The 15,320-nt window shown below is 53.7% G+C and carries 14 protein-coding genes; 8 read left to right on the forward strand and 6 right to left on the reverse strand.

What is annotated here, in order from left to right:
- Window positions 1–56 precede the first annotated feature (56 nt).
- The 3 genes from elbB to QWF21_RS08645 all read left to right on the forward strand — a co-directional run bounded on the left by elbB (window position 57) and on the right by QWF21_RS08645 (window position 3,315).
- Window positions 57–707, forward strand: coding sequence for an isoprenoid biosynthesis glyoxalase ElbB (gene elbB, locus QWF21_RS08635; RefSeq protein WP_330087651.1), 651 nt, complete (start codon window positions 57–59; stop codon window positions 705–707).
- A 96-nt stretch (window positions 708–803) separates the two neighbouring features.
- Window positions 804–1,205, forward strand: coding sequence for a c-type cytochrome (locus tag QWF21_RS08640; RefSeq protein ID WP_330087652.1), 402 nt, complete (start codon window positions 804–806; stop codon window positions 1,203–1,205).
- A 211-nt stretch (window positions 1,206–1,416) separates the two neighbouring features.
- Window positions 1,417–3,315 carry a sensor domain-containing diguanylate cyclase gene (locus tag QWF21_RS08645; protein WP_330087653.1) on the forward strand — a complete coding sequence of 633 codons (1,899 nt, stop codon included), beginning with the start codon at window positions 1,417–1,419 and terminating at the stop codon, window positions 3,313–3,315.
- On the opposite strand, the gene rep is transcribed toward QWF21_RS08645, so the two are convergent.
- Complete coding sequence (rep, locus tag QWF21_RS08650) at window positions 3,312–5,330, reverse strand: DNA helicase Rep (protein ID WP_330087654.1); 2,019 nt, start codon at window positions 5,328–5,330, stop codon at window positions 3,312–3,314. The two genes, QWF21_RS08645 and rep, sit on opposite strands and share 4 nt — an antisense overlap.
- Before the next feature lie 125 nt (window positions 5,331–5,455).
- On the opposite strand from rep, the gene ubiK reads away from it, so the two are divergent.
- Entirely contained in the window at window positions 5,456–5,743 is a 288-nt protein-coding gene (ubiK, locus tag QWF21_RS08655) for a ubiquinone biosynthesis accessory factor UbiK (RefSeq protein WP_330087655.1), read from the forward strand.
- A gap of 3 nt (window positions 5,744–5,746) precedes the next feature.
- Window positions 5,747–7,030 (forward strand): Xaa-Pro dipeptidase, encoded by a 1,284-nt coding sequence (locus QWF21_RS08660; protein ID WP_330087656.1) that lies wholly within the window; start codon window positions 5,747–5,749, stop codon window positions 7,028–7,030.
- Window positions 7,031–7,065: 35 nt separating this feature from the next.
- Here the strand turns inward: QWF21_RS08660 and QWF21_RS08665 are convergent, their stop codons facing one another.
- Together QWF21_RS08665 and QWF21_RS08670 are read right to left on the reverse strand one after the other, a co-directional pair.
- Window positions 7,066–7,971 carry an ABC transporter ATP-binding protein gene (locus QWF21_RS08665; protein WP_330087657.1) on the reverse strand — a complete coding sequence of 302 codons (906 nt, stop codon included), beginning with the start codon at window positions 7,969–7,971 and terminating at the stop codon, window positions 7,066–7,068.
- Window positions 7,968–8,789: an ABC transporter permease gene (locus QWF21_RS08670; RefSeq protein ID WP_330087658.1), complete on the reverse strand. Its 822-nt coding sequence runs from the start codon at window positions 8,787–8,789 to the stop codon at window positions 7,968–7,970. Before QWF21_RS08670 ends, QWF21_RS08665 begins: the two co-directional genes overlap by 4 nt.
- Before the next feature lie 151 nt (window positions 8,790–8,940).
- Here QWF21_RS08670 and QWF21_RS08675 point away from each other — a divergent pair, with 151 nt between their 5' ends.
- Window positions 8,941–10,254 carry an MFS transporter gene (locus tag QWF21_RS08675; protein ID WP_330087659.1) on the forward strand — a complete coding sequence of 438 codons (1,314 nt, stop codon included), beginning with the start codon at window positions 8,941–8,943 and terminating at the stop codon, window positions 10,252–10,254.
- A gap of 3 nt (window positions 10,255–10,257) precedes the next feature.
- Here QWF21_RS08675 and QWF21_RS08680 read toward each other — a convergent pair whose 3' ends face one another.
- A complete protein-coding gene (locus QWF21_RS08680; protein WP_305946106.1) occupies window positions 10,258–10,980 on the reverse strand; it encodes a VC0807 family protein in 723 nt (240 codons plus the stop codon).
- 54 nt (window positions 10,981–11,034) lie between these two features.
- Window positions 11,035–12,099 carry a M28 family peptidase gene (locus QWF21_RS08685; RefSeq protein ID WP_330087660.1) on the reverse strand — a complete coding sequence of 355 codons (1,065 nt, stop codon included), beginning with the start codon at window positions 12,097–12,099 and terminating at the stop codon, window positions 11,035–11,037.
- Between the two features lie 182 nt (window positions 12,100–12,281).
- On the opposite strand from QWF21_RS08685, the gene QWF21_RS08690 reads away from it, so the two are divergent.
- Together QWF21_RS08690 and QWF21_RS08695 are read left to right on the forward strand one after the other, a co-directional pair.
- Complete coding sequence (locus QWF21_RS08690) at window positions 12,282–13,796, forward strand: catalase (RefSeq protein ID WP_407935277.1); 1,515 nt, start codon at window positions 12,282–12,284, stop codon at window positions 13,794–13,796.
- Between the two features lie 121 nt (window positions 13,797–13,917).
- Entirely contained in the window at window positions 13,918–14,382 is a 465-nt protein-coding gene (locus QWF21_RS08695) for an ankyrin repeat domain-containing protein (RefSeq protein WP_330087661.1), read from the forward strand.
- A gap of 72 nt (window positions 14,383–14,454) precedes the next feature.
- Here QWF21_RS08695 and QWF21_RS08700 read toward each other — a convergent pair whose 3' ends face one another.
- Window positions 14,455–15,249 (reverse strand): DUF2884 family protein, encoded by a 795-nt coding sequence (locus QWF21_RS08700; protein WP_330087662.1) that lies wholly within the window; start codon window positions 15,247–15,249, stop codon window positions 14,455–14,457.
- Window positions 15,250–15,320: the final 71 nt, after the last annotated feature.

The raw sequence follows: 15,320 nt of genomic DNA on the forward strand, positions 1-15,320 counted from the left end.
GGTTTAAGAATGCTTTGCTATAAGCCATTATAAACAATGATTTACAGGAGGCGATAATGAAGAAAGTAGCGGTTATTCTAAGTGGCTGCGGCGTATACGACGGCGCAGAGATCCATGAGTCAGTGCTCACCTTGTTGCACCTTGAGCTGCAGCATGCCAGTTACCAGTGTTTTGCCCCGGATGTTACCCAACACCATGTGATCAATCATCTGACGGGCGAAGAAATGACCGAACAACGCAATGTGCTGGTGGAAGCTGCCCGTATTGCCAGAGGCGCGATTAAGCCTCTGACGGAATTAGTCGCCACAGACTTTGATGCTCTGGTATTGCCCGGTGGCTTTGGCGCGGCAAAAAATCTGTCGGACTTTGCGCTTCAGGGTGCTGGGGCCACTGTCTTACCGGAGCTGAAGCGATGCATCCAGGCATTTGCAGCGGCAGACAAGCCGGTCGGCTTTATCTGCATAGCTCCAGCGCTAATCCCACTCATTTATCCACAGCCGGTAAGTTTGACCATTGGTACCGATACGGATACAGCCGCTGCGCTGGAGAGCCTGGGGGCACAGCATGTTCAGTGCCAGGTACAGGATATTGTGGTGGATCATCAGGCAAAGGTAGTTTCCACCCCAGCTTACATGCTGGCTCAATCGGTTGCAGAAGCCAACAGCGGCATTAAAAAGTTAATTGCGGCGCTACTCGAGCTTGCCTGAGAACAGCACGGCATGGTTGAACGGGGCTTCCCCAACGTCAACGGGCTCGCTATAATGGCGCAAGATTTGTACAAAATTGAAACAGGACCCACAACGATGAGAAAAATCTACCTTGTAGCGACGGCTGCATGTGCTTTGCTGTTCACTGGCCTGGCCACAAGTTCTGCTGCTGATGAGGAGCTACGTAAACGCATTGCTCCGGTTGGCCAGGTGTATCTGGATGGTGAAGCCCCGGCTCAGGTCGTTGCTGATACAGGCCCTCGTAGTGGTGAGCAGGTGTATCAAACCGCTTGCTTTGCCTGCCATGGCACTGGAGCCCTGGATGCGCCTAAACCTGGGGATGCTTCAGCCTGGCAAGCCCGTATCGATCAGGGTTTTGACGTGATGCTGCGTCACTCCATTGAGGGTTTTGGCAATATGCCTGCCATGGGTACCTGCATGAATTGCTCTGAAGATGAAATCGCTGAAGCCATTCGCTTTATGATTAAAGATATTTAATCACTGCATTTCCTGTACGCTGGCCTGAAAGCATCAGGCCAGCTTTGCTTCCTCAGCAAGAACCCCCTTATAGATATTTCGCTACTTTCTATATTAAAAAAGTATAAATAACAGCCTAATTTCGATGGTCTTTGATTTCCCTCTGTGCAAAGTTTGTGCATAATGGTGTAGTTTTATGCGCCAAAGCCAACAATAATTATTAGAGACGAAGTTGAAGGACTTAACGAATCGTACCCGCGCACAGCAGCGCGCAGACGCCAATCAGCAGCGGCTGCAGCATATGGCCGACCGATACCGACAGGCTTATACCATTCAGGGTGCCCTGTTGCGCCTGTCGGAACTGGCAAGCACTGTTGCTGATATGAAAGAATTCTATCCTGCCATTCATCAAATGGTAGCCGAACTGCTGCATGCCAAAAATTTCTACACGGTGCTGCATGATCAGGCATCGGACAGTTTTACACTCGAGTACTTCTCCGATGAAAAAGATCAGCAAGTTATTTTGCAAGTTCCCTCAGATGCCTTTGCTTCCGGCTTGACAGGCTATGTGTTTCGCACAGCACAACCTTTACTCTGCAACAAAGAGCAGTTTGAGCAGCTGATCGCCAGTGGTGCCATTCAGGCTCAGGGCAGCATGCCAACTCACTGGATGGGCATCCCGCTGAAGCGGGAGCAACAAGTCATCGGTGTGATGGCCATTCAAAGTTATGATCCGGAGAAACAGTACACAGCTCAGGATCTTGAGGTGTTTGGTCACTTAGGCAGCCATACTGTCACTGCCATTGACCGGGTCCGCAGCCGTGAGCTGCTGGAGCAAACAGTGCGCGAGCGCACCCGGCAGCTGCAACGGACCAATCAGGAGCTACAAAAAGAAATCAAAGAGCGGATTGCAGCGGAGAAGCTGCAAAGTTCACTGTATCGGATTTCAGAGCTGTCAGCCTGCAGCAAAAACATGCAAAGCTTTTACCACGATATCCATCAGGTATTGTGTGAGCTGATGTATGCGGAAAACTGTTACATCGCCTTGCTTGATGCCAGCGATAACACCCTAAGCTTCCCCTTTTACCGTGATCAATATACGCCTGCAGCTCCAAAGCGCCCGTTAGGTAAAGGACTTACTGAATACATTATCCGCCGTGGTGAGGCGGCACTGATTGATGGCGCTGCTGCCACTCAACTGAACCAGCAGGGAGACATTACCCGTGGCATGGTCACCTCCTTACGCACCACCCGCTACTCAACCAGCTGGTTAGGAGCCCCCCTGCTGCTGGATGATGAAGTGATTGGTGTGATTGCCCTGCAAGCTTACGATTATAAATACGATTACAGCGAACAGGAATTGAAGATCCTGCGCTTTGTATCACGCCATATTGCCGTTGCCATTCAACGCAAGCTGGCAACTGAACAACAGCGCAAACATCAGGAAGATCTGGAACGCAAGGTGTTTGAACGCACCCGGGAGTTACGCCAGACTAATCTGTTCTTACGTCTGCAGGTTGAAGAACGCAAAAAAATCGAAGAGAAGCTGTTTCACGAAGCCAATCACGATGCCCTGACCGGTTTGGCAAATCGTCCGCGCTTTCTCCAGTTGCTGCAGCAACAGTTCAGGCAACGTAAACGACAAAGCGATGGCAGACTGGCGCTGCTTTTTATCGATCTCGACCGCTTTAAAGCCATCAATGATAGTCTTGGCCATGCCTGTGGTGATCATTACCTGATTGAAACCAGCCACCGCTTACAACAAGCAGTGCGTGAGCATGATGTAGTCGCACGCCTCGGTGGCGATGAGTTTGTGGTGATGCTGACGGATATTCAACAGCAACTGGATGTTGAGGAGGTTGCCGATCGTATTATTGAGTCGGTCAGGCAACCGGTGCTTATTGAACAACAGCAGGTTTTATCCGGTGCCAGCATTGGCATTGCGTTGTACCACACAGATTACCAGGATGCCGATGAAATGCTGCGTGATGCCGATGCGGCCATGTATCAGGCAAAATCACTTGGCAGCAATCGTTTTGTGATTTTTACCGCAGAGATGCTGGAGGTGAATGCCCCAAAGCCTGATGCCGGCAGCAAGATGCAAAGCTGTCGGGAAGTACAGGCCGGTTAATCCGGCTTTTTTAACAATTGCCGCAAGCGATCAATATTGGCTTTACCTGTCTCCTGCCGTTGCTCTGCCGTTTTTGGGGCTGCGCTGTGTTGCCAGTCCAGATCGTCTTGTGGCAACTCATACAAAAAACGACTTGGTTCAGGCCGGATCACCTCACCGTACTGACGACGCTCTTTGGCATAGGTAAAAAACAGCTCACGCTGTGCCCGTGTCACACCAACGTACGCCAATCGGCGCTCTTCTTCAATGTTGTCTTCATCAATGCTGCCCTGGTGCGGCAAAATGCCTTCTTCCATACCCACCATAAACACATAGGGAAATTCCAGCCCTTTTGAAGCATGCAAGGTGAGCAACTGCACCTGATCCGACTGCTCATCCTGTTCCTGACGCTCCATCATATCGCGTAAGGTTAAACGGGTGACGACTTCCGGCAGAGTCATGGGCTCATCGTCCTCTTTGCCTTCCAGCATTTCGACAATCCAGCGAAATAACTCATTGACGTTTTTCATCGCCATTTCAGCGGCTTTTGGGCTATTGCTGGTTTCGAACAGCCAGGCTTCATACTGACTCTGCCGGATCAAGTCACGGATTGCATCGGCAGGCTCAGAGCGCTTGACTTGCTCCGTTAGTGCCAGGATCCAATTGGCAAATCCCTGCACAGCCTGATAACCACGGGCGGGCAAACGGTGCGCCAACTCCGGTGCAAAACAACTGCTGAACAAACTGCTGTGCTGTTCATGTGCCAAAGTGCCCAGCTTTTCCAGAGTAGCGGCCCCTATTTCCCGCCGTGGAACATTGATAATTCGCAATAACGCATTGTCATCATCCTGATTGACTAGTAAACGCAGGTAGGCCATCACATCCTTAATTTCTGCTCGGGAAAAGAACGAGGTACCCCCGGAGATCCGGTAGGGGATGCGGTTGCTCATCAGCGCCTTTTCAAAAATACGTGCCTGGTGATTGCTGCGATACAATAATGCGTAATCTTTGTAGTGCGTTCGATTACTGAAACGGTGCGAAATAATTTCCGCCACCACTTTCTCTGCCTCATCCTCTTCGTGCTTGCAGGGCAATACCTTCAGTGGCATGCCATACCCGATATCACTGAACAGCTGCTTTTCAAACACATGCGGATTGTTGGCAATCAGTATATTGGCCGCTTTCAAAATCCGCTCAGACGAGCGGTAATTTTGCTCCAGCTTGATCAGCTTAAGATTAGGGAAATCCTGCTGCAATAACGCCAGATTTTGCGGTTTGGCACCACGCCAGGAGTAGATCGACTGATCATCGTCACCTACCACAGTAAAACGCTGACGCTCACCAACCAGTAACTTTACCAACTGATATTGGCTGGTATTAGTATCCTGATATTCGTCTACCAGTAAATAGCGGATCTTTTGCTGCCAGCGCGTTCTTACCTCGGGCTGATGCTGCAGCAGCAAGGTTGGCAATAAAATTAAATCATCAAAATCAAAGGCATTATATGCCTTTAGTAATTGGGTGTACCGCAAGTAGTACTGGGCCTGCAGCTGCTCTTCCGGTTGCTGCGCCTGCTTCAGTGCCAGTTCCGGCAGCATCAGATCATTCTTCCAGTTGGATATTTTGCTTTGCAACTGCTTCAGTAAGTCTTTGTCACCCAGATAGTCTGCTTCAGTCAATTCTTTTAACAGTGCCATCGAATCCTGATCATCGAACAAACTAAAGCTGGCTTTGTAGCCAAGCGCCCGATATTCCTTTTTCAAAATGCCCAGACCCAGAGTATGAAAAGTCGAGATGGTTAAACCGCGGCAGGCCGGCTTAGGCAGTTGCAAACTAATACGCTCTTTCATCTCCCGGGCGGCTTTATTGGTAAAGGTCACGGCAGCAATATGGCGGGCAGGCAACTGGCACTGCTCAATCAAATAAGCAATTTTATTGATAATTACCCTGGTTTTACCGCTGCCAGCCCCCGCCAATACCAGGCAGGGTCCGGAGATGTAATGCACAGCTTCATTCTGTTGCGGATTTAATTTCATTGCGAACTGGCAGAGCTCATTTTACATTGTTTAGCAGGCCGGCCAGTTTACCGGAAAATCCGCTAAAAGAGCAGCGCAAGCTTTGTTATACTCAGCCTCTGTGCAGACAAACAAAGGTTCCCATTATGATCGACCCCAAAAAAATTGAAGATTTGGCCAAGCAGATTGGAGCCGTTATCCCGGCCAAAGTGCGCCAGGCTGCTGATGATATTGAAAGTAAGATCAAAATTGTGCTGCAACAAAAGTTGGCTGATCTGGATGTCATCAGCCGGGAAGAGTTTGATGTTCAACGCCAGGTGTTAGCACGCACCCGTGAAAAAGTAGATGCCTTGGAGCAACAACTGCACGCCTTATTGGCTGCACAGCAACCACTAAAGCAACCAAGCACACCGCCCAGCTCAGATCAGGAGTAAAGGATGACACGAAGCGCCATAGCCAGCCTGTTGCTACTGCTGTGCAGCACAGGCGCCCTGGCTGCCGATAAGCTGATACTGGCAGGCCAACTGCTGGACGTCCAAAGCGGAGAGCTAACTGCCAGCCAGGCTATTCTGGTTCAGGATCAACGCATACAGCAAATCCTGCCCATTCGTCAGTTATCGCCTGCCCAGCGCGCCATCCCAACCCTGGATTTATCCGCTTATACCGTGTTGCCTGGTCTTATTGATATGCATGTGCATCTGACTTCCAATCCGCAGCAACATGGCTTTCGCCGGCTAAATTCTACTCCGTCACGGCAAGCTATTTTTGGTGTTGGCGCCGCCGAAGTCACGCTGCATGCTGGCTTTACCACAGTCCGCAACCTGGGCGCAGCGGGTTTTGCCGATGTAGATTTACGCAATGCCATTGATGAAGGGGAAATTACCGGGCCCAGAATGCGGGTGGCCGGCCACTCGATTTGCATGACAGGCGGTCACTGCGACAACAATTTACTGCCCCATACCTATGCCGCTACTGGCTTTGGTGTCGCCAATAGCCCGGATGAAACCCGCAAACGGGTTCGGGAAAACATGAAATACGGCGCCAATCTCATCAAGTTCACTGCCACCGGTGGTGTGCTATCACGCAACACCGATGTGAATGCCAGCCAGTTCAGCCTGGCAGAGATGCAGGCGTTGGTGGCCGAAGCACATGACCGTGGTGCCAAAGTGGCTGCGCATGCTCATGGACTGCATGGTATGAAACGGGCCATTGAGGCTGGCGTCGACTCCATTGAGCACGCCAGCTTCTTAAACGACGAAGTATTGGCAATGGCAGCCGAACGTGGCACTTACCTGGTGATGGACATCTATGTCAGCGATTATATTTTAAGTGAAGGCGAAGCAGCGGGCATTTTGCCTGAGTCTCTGGCCAAAGAGCGACAGGTCGGCCAACTGCAACGCGAAAACTTTCGCCGCGCGGTCGCGGCCGGTGTCAATCTGGCCTATGGCACCGATGCTGGCGTTTATACCCATGGCCACAATGCTCGCCAGTTTGCCTACATGGTGGAGTGGGGTATGACCCCCTTGCAAGCCATTCAGAGTGCCACCCTGCACGCTGCCACTTTGCTGGACTGGCGCAATGAACAAGGTCAGCTGAATGTTGGCCTGTTAGAGCCCGGTGCCTATGCCGATCTGGTCGCGGTTGAAGGCAATCCCTTGCTAAACATCCGCCTGCTTGAAGCCATTCCGGTGGTGGTGAAGGGTGGGCTACAGGTCAAGTAAACAGCACAAAGGCCAACACTTTTCAGTTTGTTGGCTTAGCCGTCTGATTGAAACAACTGTTGCTCCAGTGACTGTCCCCGGCTTAACTGCCGATAGTCAATGCCCTGCTGGTGCAACAATTGCAGCAATAGGACATCAAAATCGGCCGCCCGCTCGGCATCGTACTGCAACTCCAGCTGCAATTTGCTCACTATCTGAAAAGACACCAGACCAGGCAATTGCTGCAGCAAAGGCAGCAAAGGTTGATAATTTTCCTGGCACAGCTGCAAGCGAAGCACTCCTGCCCCGCTGGCCTGGGCTACTTGCTGCCGAATCTGGCCCTGTTCCAGCATCAGCACAGTGCCACACAGCTGCTCCAGCTCAAACAGGTTGTGCGAACTGATTACAAAGGTACAGTCTTTACTTAACCGCTGAATGCAATCGCGCAAGGCTTTGGCATGCAGCGGATCCAGCCCGGCAGTTGGCTCATCCAGCAGCACCAGCTCTGGCTCACCCAGCAGAGACTGGGCAATTGACAGCCGCTTGCGCATGCCGTGGCTTAGCTGAGCTACCTTGGAGCCCGCTTCTGCCGTTAAATCCACCAGCGCCAACACCCGCTCAGTTTCCTGCCGGGATTTTGCCACTGACATCCCTTGCAAACGCGCCAACCAATGCAACTGCCTGGCCAGACCAAAATCCGGATCAAACTGCGCATCCTGTGGCAAAGCACCTAAGCGTCCACTCAGGGCTGGACTACCCGCCTGATGCCCCAGCACCTGCACCCGGCCCTGATCGGGCTGAATGTAGCCACAAAGCACACTCAGCAAGGTGGTTTTACCGGCTCCATTGGCACCCACCAGCGCAATCGGAGCTCCAGCATGGAGCTGCAGATCCAGTTGCTGCAATACCGCCTTGTTGCCAAAATGCTTAGTCAGCCCCTGACAATCGACCAGTACTGTCATATGCCCCTCCGTTGAAAGCTATACAGCGAAAGTGCCAACAACAACAGCGCTTGCCCAACCGGCAGGGCCAAGGGTGCCCAGGATTGCCAGGGCTGACTGTTCATCAGTGAAGGGATCTGAGCACCAGGCAACCAGCCAAACAGCGGCAGCACACCGGGCCAGTAATAGGCAAGCACTCCTAACACCACTGGCAAGACACTCAGCACGACGATGGCCAGACTAACGGCAGCCCGACTGGAGTTCAGCCACACCGACATCAGGCTCATCAAGGCAGTAAAAGGCAGCAAGCACAGCATCACAAAAACCCAGCAAAACAAGGCCGCGCTTAACAGCTCAAGGCTCAAAGCCGCCCCCTGCCAAAAAGCCAGCGCCAGGCTGGCTGCCATAGTAAGTGCCAGCAAAGTCCCCTGCACCAGCAACTGGCCAAGGAAGCGCCCCAGCAGCAAGCTACTGCGACTGATACGCAGGCAGTACAAGCGCAAGGTACCCCGGCTGCGATCGCGGCAAATCTGTCCGGCACTAAAGAGCACGGCCGCCATCGGGCTTAACACCAAAGCCAGTAACCAAAACAGGCTCAGTTCTGGTCGAGGCCAGAGCAATAACTGCCGCACATCGACCCAGCCTGCGACCATTTCAGCCCCTTCGATAATGGCAGGATCCAGCATCCATTGGCTGAGCGGCATCACCAGATAGCGCAGCAACACAAACCACAGCAGACAAGATGCGGCAATGGTTAACCAGCCTCTGCGGGTTAAAAAAAGCCGTTGCCATTCGATCTGGCTAAGCAACCAGAGTTGGGACCAGGCGGGCAGATGCATACAAGCTCCTTGGCAAAGAAAAGACACGATAAATCCAGCAATATCAGTGCCAGAATAAAAATGACTAAAATTCAATACACTAGCCTGCTAGACTAAGGCTATTGAAGTCTAAAGGCGACTTTTTTCGTCAGAATCACCATCCGGAGGTAGCGTGACCCCATCCCAGGAAAAAGTAGACAAGCTGTACAGCCTGATAGCCAACGAAGAAGATGCCCGTGCCTGCAAGGATATCTCGGAGCAAGCTTGTACCGAAGTGCCGCGCAATTTTTTCTTAATCTTAATCAGCCAAACCCTGACCAGCTTGGGCGATTTACTGACCAGCCCGAAAACCGTGCTAACCTGGCTGATGACCGCAGTGGGCGCGCCTGCAGCCTTAATTGCCTGGCTGGTGCCTATTCGCGAGTCGGGATCTTTGCTGCCGCAGCTGCTGATTGGCGCCTGGGTGCGCCAGCATGCGCTGCGCAAACCCTTCTTAGTACTTGGTGCCATCATCCAGGCACTCAGCCTGTTTGGCATGGTGCTGGCGGTGCTCTGGCTGCAGGGGCTAAGCGCTGGCCTGGCGATACTCGGCTTGCTGGTGGTTTTTAGCCTGGGCCGTGGCTTGAACTCGGTGGCAATGAAAGATGTGCAGGGCAAAACCATCCCAAAGCAGCGACGCGGCCGTCTAACCGGCCTGGCCAGCACCCTGTCAGGTTTGCTGACCACAGGCGTCTCTATTTGGCTGCTGAGCAGCGCCAAAGAAGCCGGCGTGCTGATCTATGTGCTATTGCTGCTGGGGGCTGCCATGCTGTGGTTTGGCGCAGCCACCTTATTTAGCCAGATTGATGAAGAACCCGGCGAAACCAGCGGTGGAGGCAATGCCATGCAGCAAGCCTTTGCCAACTTAGCGCTGCTGCGCGACGATGTGCTGTTTCGCCATTTTGTCATTACCCGGGCACTGCTACTCAGCTCGGCGCTGGCCACGCCCTTTCTGATTGTGCTGGCGCAGCAGCACAGCAGCTCGGGCGCTTTATTGGGGGCTTTTTTGCTGGCGAGCAGCCTGGCCAGTTTGCTCAGTTCCAGCATCTGGGGCTGGCTGGCCGATTGGTCCAGCCGTCGGGTGCTCTTGCTGGCGGCGGCACTGGCCTCAGTATTCTGTTTTATTGCCGCCATCGCCAGTCAGCTCGATGGCGCGCTGGTGGCCAGCATCTGGTTTTACCCCCTGCTGTTTATGCTGCTGAGCATTGCGCATGCCGGAGTGCGGGTGGGGCGTAAAACCTATTTGTTGGATATGGCCGGCGGCAACAAACGTACCGATTACGTTTCGGTCAGCAATACCGTGATTGGGGCCTTGTTGCTGCTAACCGGTTTGGTCAGTGCTGTGGTGGCCAGTTGGTCGCTGTTTGCGGTGCTGGTGTTGTTCGCCGCCATGAGTGGCCTGGGGGTGCTGTTTTCCTGGCGGCTAAAAGAAGTGACTGCGTCCTGAAAATTAGCTTTCAGGCGCACCCACCAAAAACTGATCCAGCTCTTCGCCGGTCAGTTTGCCGATTTGGCTAAACAGATAAAGCACAGCGCCCATCATAATAATGGTGCAGGGAATGGCGATGACCGGAAAGCTGAGCGCGGTCATGCGGCCAATCTCAGCATTAAAGGCTTCGGTGCCAGCCGGACTAACCACGATCCACTTGGCCAGCACATAGTTAAGCACGGCCGACAGCGCAAAGGAGCTGGCCAGCAGGTAAGTGCTGATTTGGACTTTCTGCTCAAACTGCTGGGTTGCCTGTTTGGCGGCCAGGGCAGCAGCCAGCTTGTCGGTGCGGATCAGATCGTCATTCAGTAGCAGCTTGCGCACCAACGAATAGCGGGTGTTGTGGGTCAGGATCACCGCAATGCCCAGCACCGCCGGTACGGCCGCTTCTTTGATGGCAATGTAGGCCGGATCAAGCTGCAACAAGCCAATACCGCCCGTCAGCAGCACACTGATCACCCCAAGCACCGAGAAGAAATTCACTTTATCGCTTTGGACAAAATCCCAGCAGCCATAGACCACCGGAAACGCCAGTGCCACCACCAAAGCCCACATCGGCCCCAGGTGCGCATCGCCGCTGAACTTGCTTAAAATCACCACCGGAATAATGATGTTAAACACCAGGTTGCTAAAAAAGCCGCCTTTTTTGCGGGCGGGTTTGGCTGGGGTTACTGATTCACTCATTACTGCATGCTCAATTGTTTCAATCTGCTCAGTATACTCAAAGCTAGCGGCTTGTCACCTATGCCTGGCGGCCAGCTGCTGATCAAGTTTTACAATAAAATCCAGCACGGTTTCAGTAACCGCCTGATAAAAGGCGGCATCGACCCGATCACTGGTATCCCGTGGCGTGTGGTAATCCGGATGGTCGGCCACGCCAAAATAGATAAAAGGCACACCATGGCGGTGGAAAACTCCATGATCCGAGCTGTTGACCCAGTTCTCGGTGCGTCCCGCCCGCCACCAGGGCCTGTCGTGTGCCCGCATCAGCCGCACTGAGCTCTGCTGTTGTACCTGATCCAGAATGGGATGCAGCCAGGAGTGTTGGTAAGTGCCTACCGCAAACAACTGACGCTCGCTATCACGGCTTAACATATCCAGATTGACGTTAAAAGCCAGCTGCTCAGGCTTTACCGCCTGATCGCGGAACAGGGCGACCGCCCCTTGCAGGCCTTTTTCCTCGCTATCCAGGGCGATAAAGAGCAGCGGATGCTCCGTCGGATGCTGTACAAAGTAGCGCGCCAGCTCCAGCATGGCCGCTACACCCGAGGCATTGTCGTCGGCACCATGAAAAATCTGGCCGTCACGAACCCCCAGATGATCGTAATGCGCTGTAATGGCAATGGCTGGCAAGTCAGGCTGTTTGCCCGGCAGACTACCCAGCACGTTAGCCGCATTGCTGATGGCTTCAATCTGCCGCTGACGCTGTCGAAAGAGCCCGCTGAATTGAATGTGTTCCTGCACTTCGTACTCGTGCAGATAGCCCTCTAACCCGGCTGGCTGCAAGCCAATTTGTTGGTAGTGCTCCAGCAACCAGTGCCGGGTGGCTAAGGCGCCGGGCTGGCCGGACTCACGCCCTTCGCGATCAGGATGCGCCATCCAGCTTAGATCGGCCAGCATACGCTGATGATTGAGCCGCTCAGGCACCGCCTGCGCTGTGACTGGCGCTGATTTTTTTGCCTCTATCCGGGCAGCTTCCCGCTCGGTAAGCCAAGCCTGCCAGGCTGGATAACCCCACTGCTGACCAAGCAGCACCACGGCTCCAAGGCCCAGCGTCAGCAGCCCTGCTTTTAGTCTGTTCATCCTGGCAACCCTTATGTTTTCAAGGGGCTCATCTTACCTGTTTTTTCAGCCAGGCAATACTGGCCCATAAATCATAAAAAGTGATTAACTCAATCTACATTAATCATTTTTTCAAAACAGTTTATCTGCGCTAGTCTATGCCGGCAGGAAGGATCAACCCAAACAAAAAGGTTCGAAAAGCTATGTTTAAGCCTACTATACTTACCATAACCATCAGCGTCAGCATGGCCGCCGTTGCCGATGCGCCCCTTACCCGTGACAACGGCGCTGTGGTCGGTGACAACCAGAACTCCATCACCGCCGGCCCCAATGGCAGCGTGCTGCTGCAGGATGTGCATCTGATCCAAAAATTACAGCGCTTTGCCCGTGAGCGCATTCCTGAGCGGGTGGTGCATGCCCGGGGTACGGGTGCCCATGGCGAATTTGTCGCCAGCAAAGACTTATCGGACCTGACCATGGCTGCGCCTTTTGCCGAGCCCGGCAAGGTCACACCGGTCTTTGTGCGTTTTTCTACCGTGATTCATGGTCTGCACAGCCCGGAAACACTGCGGGATCCCCGTGGCTTTGCCACCAAATTCTATACCGATGCCGGCAACTGGGATCTGGTGGGCAACAACCTGCCCGTCTTCTTTATCCGGGATGCCATCAAGTTTCCGGATATGGTGCACTCCCTGAAACCATCGCCGGTCACCAACTTGCAGGACCCCAATCGCTTTTTTGATTTCTTTTCGCTGGATGGCGGCACCTCCACCCATATGCTGACCTTTGTCTATTCCGATTTAGGCACACCGGCCAGCTACCGCGAAATGGATGGCTTTGGCGTGCATGCTTATAAATTTGTGAACGAACAAGGTGACGTCCATTACGTCAAGTTTAACTGGCGCAGTCAGCAGGGCGTGAACTCTTTGGATCTGGACCAGGTCGCAGCAACCCAGGCGGCAGACTTTAACCACCTGACCCGCGATTTGTACCACCACATCGGTGCCGGCAACTACCCGAAGTGGGATCTGTACATTCAGACCCTGCGCCCGGAGCAGCTGAACGATTTTCGCTACCACCCATTGGATGCAACCAAGGTATGGTCAGATATTCCGGAAGTGAAAGTCGGCACCATGACGCTGAACCGCATGCCGGATAATTTCTTCCAGGAAACAGAGCAATCGGCCTTTGCCCCAGCCAACCTGATCCCGGGGATTGAGCCATCGGAAGATCGTCTGCTGCAAGGACGTATTTTCTCTTACAGCGATACGCAGCTGTACCGGCTGGGTGCCAATCACCAGCAGTTGCCGATTAACCGCCCGAGGGTTGCCGTCAACAGCAACAATCAGGATGGTGCAGCCAACCATGGCAACACCCGCTCGGATGTGAACTACGAGCCAAGCCGCATCGCACCAAAACCTTCGGTCACAGCCGCCCGGGCCAGCCAAACGCCATTAACAGGCCAGGTGCAACAAATCGCCATCGAGAAGCAGGACAACTTCTTCCAGGCCGGTGAGCTATTCCGCTCGTTCAGTGCTCAGCAGCAAAGCAATTTGATCCGCAATCTGGCGGCCGATCTTGGGCAAGTCCGTGACAGTGACAGCAAGCATGCCATGCTGTCGCACTTCTACAAAGCGGACCGCGATTACGGCAGCCGTCTGACAGAAGCCGTCGCAGGGGATTTAAGCCGGGTGCAGCAACTGGCTGCCGCCCTGTAAGCCCTGCGCTAAACCACTGGCAGGAGTGGTCAGCTGTTTAACCCCTTAAAGTCCTGCAAAGCTCGTATATCCTTCCTGCACCTGGATGAGCTTTGCAGGCATTTACTTTCAAGGAGTACACATGAACAAGTGGTTGTTATGCCTTGGCCTGCTGCTGGCATTGCCCGGCACTCAGGCTCAGCCCACCAGCCATCAGCTGGACCAGTACTTTTTTGCCGCCGCCCGCCTGGGCGATACCGAGGTGTTGCACACTTTTTTGCAGCATGGCTATCCGGTCAATGCCCGCAATGAGCAAAGCTATACCGCTCTGATGATTGCGACCTATGCCGGCCAATTGCCCGCAGTGCAATTGCTGCTGGAGCACGGCGCTGACCGCTGCATCCGCGATAAGCGCGGCCATACCGCCATGATGGGTGCCGTGGTCAAAGCCGAATGGCGCATCGCCCGTGCACTTTACCGGACAGATTGCGACACCAGCGATGCCGCAGCAGGCGTGACTCTGGACGAGTTTGCCGAAGTTTTTGGCCAGACTGAGCGCTTGGCGGCATTGCGAGCTGAGTTGGGGATTGAGCCTGCCGCTCACTAAAAAAGACGCCTTATCCATTCGGAGTAAGGCGCCAAGGCTGTGGTTGGGAACTGTGTTTTGGCTAAGACTGGTTTAACGGCGATTCGCCTGAGCATCCTGTTGAAACAGCGCATAAGGAGCCAGTTGCGGCAGTTCGCTGATCAGACTTTGCTCGAGCAGAGTCAGTTGCTGAATGTGCTCGCATAAAGCATCACCACGTTGCTCCAGCGCTTCGGCTTTTAAGTTCATGCTGGCTTCGAGCTCTTCGCCGAACTTTTCCATCCGCTGACCAAAGGCTTCCATCCGCTGCTCGAAGTTGCCTTCGCCGCTGAAAAAGGCTTTGCCCAGTTGCCAGAAAATACTGCCCATCGAGCTTTTCACCACTTCTTCAACGGCGGCTTCAAACTCGGGGCCAAAGGCTTCATCCAACGCATCGAGCTGACTGCCGCGGATCACCAGGGTATCGCCTTGCTCAGCAATAATCCGGCTTCTGGCGTCATCCACCTGTTGCATCGCGCTCTGCATCGCCTTGTGCTGCGCCAGCGGCCGGCCGGTCAGTTCAGTCAGCACCTGATCGACGGCGCTGTAGGCCAGGTCCATCGCTTCGACCACAATGCGCACTGTGCTTTGGCCTTGCTGATAGACCCCCTCACGGTACTGCATCAGCTGTGCACGCTGCGCCGGGGTTGTCTGCTGCGCTTCTTGCTGCAACCAGAAGTTGCCATCCTGGTCGATGCGCCATAGCTCGGAGCCAGCCGAAGACAGGGTCAGCTGCTGCGGCGATAGGGTTAAATCATGCTGCAACTGAAAGTTGCACTGCTGGTGCTGCACCGTGCCGCTGCTCAGAGTGAATGCCAGGGCGGTGGTTAATACGAGGCTGCTCATCATGCTGTTCCTTCTTGTTGGGTGTTGCTGATGCAAATTGCTGTTCAAGTGAATGGACTTTTGCAACCGCAATG

Source organism: Alkalimonas mucilaginosa (assembly GCF_036327005.1).
GTDB lineage: Bacteria > Pseudomonadota > Gammaproteobacteria > Enterobacterales > Alteromonadaceae > Alkalimonas > Alkalimonas mucilaginosa.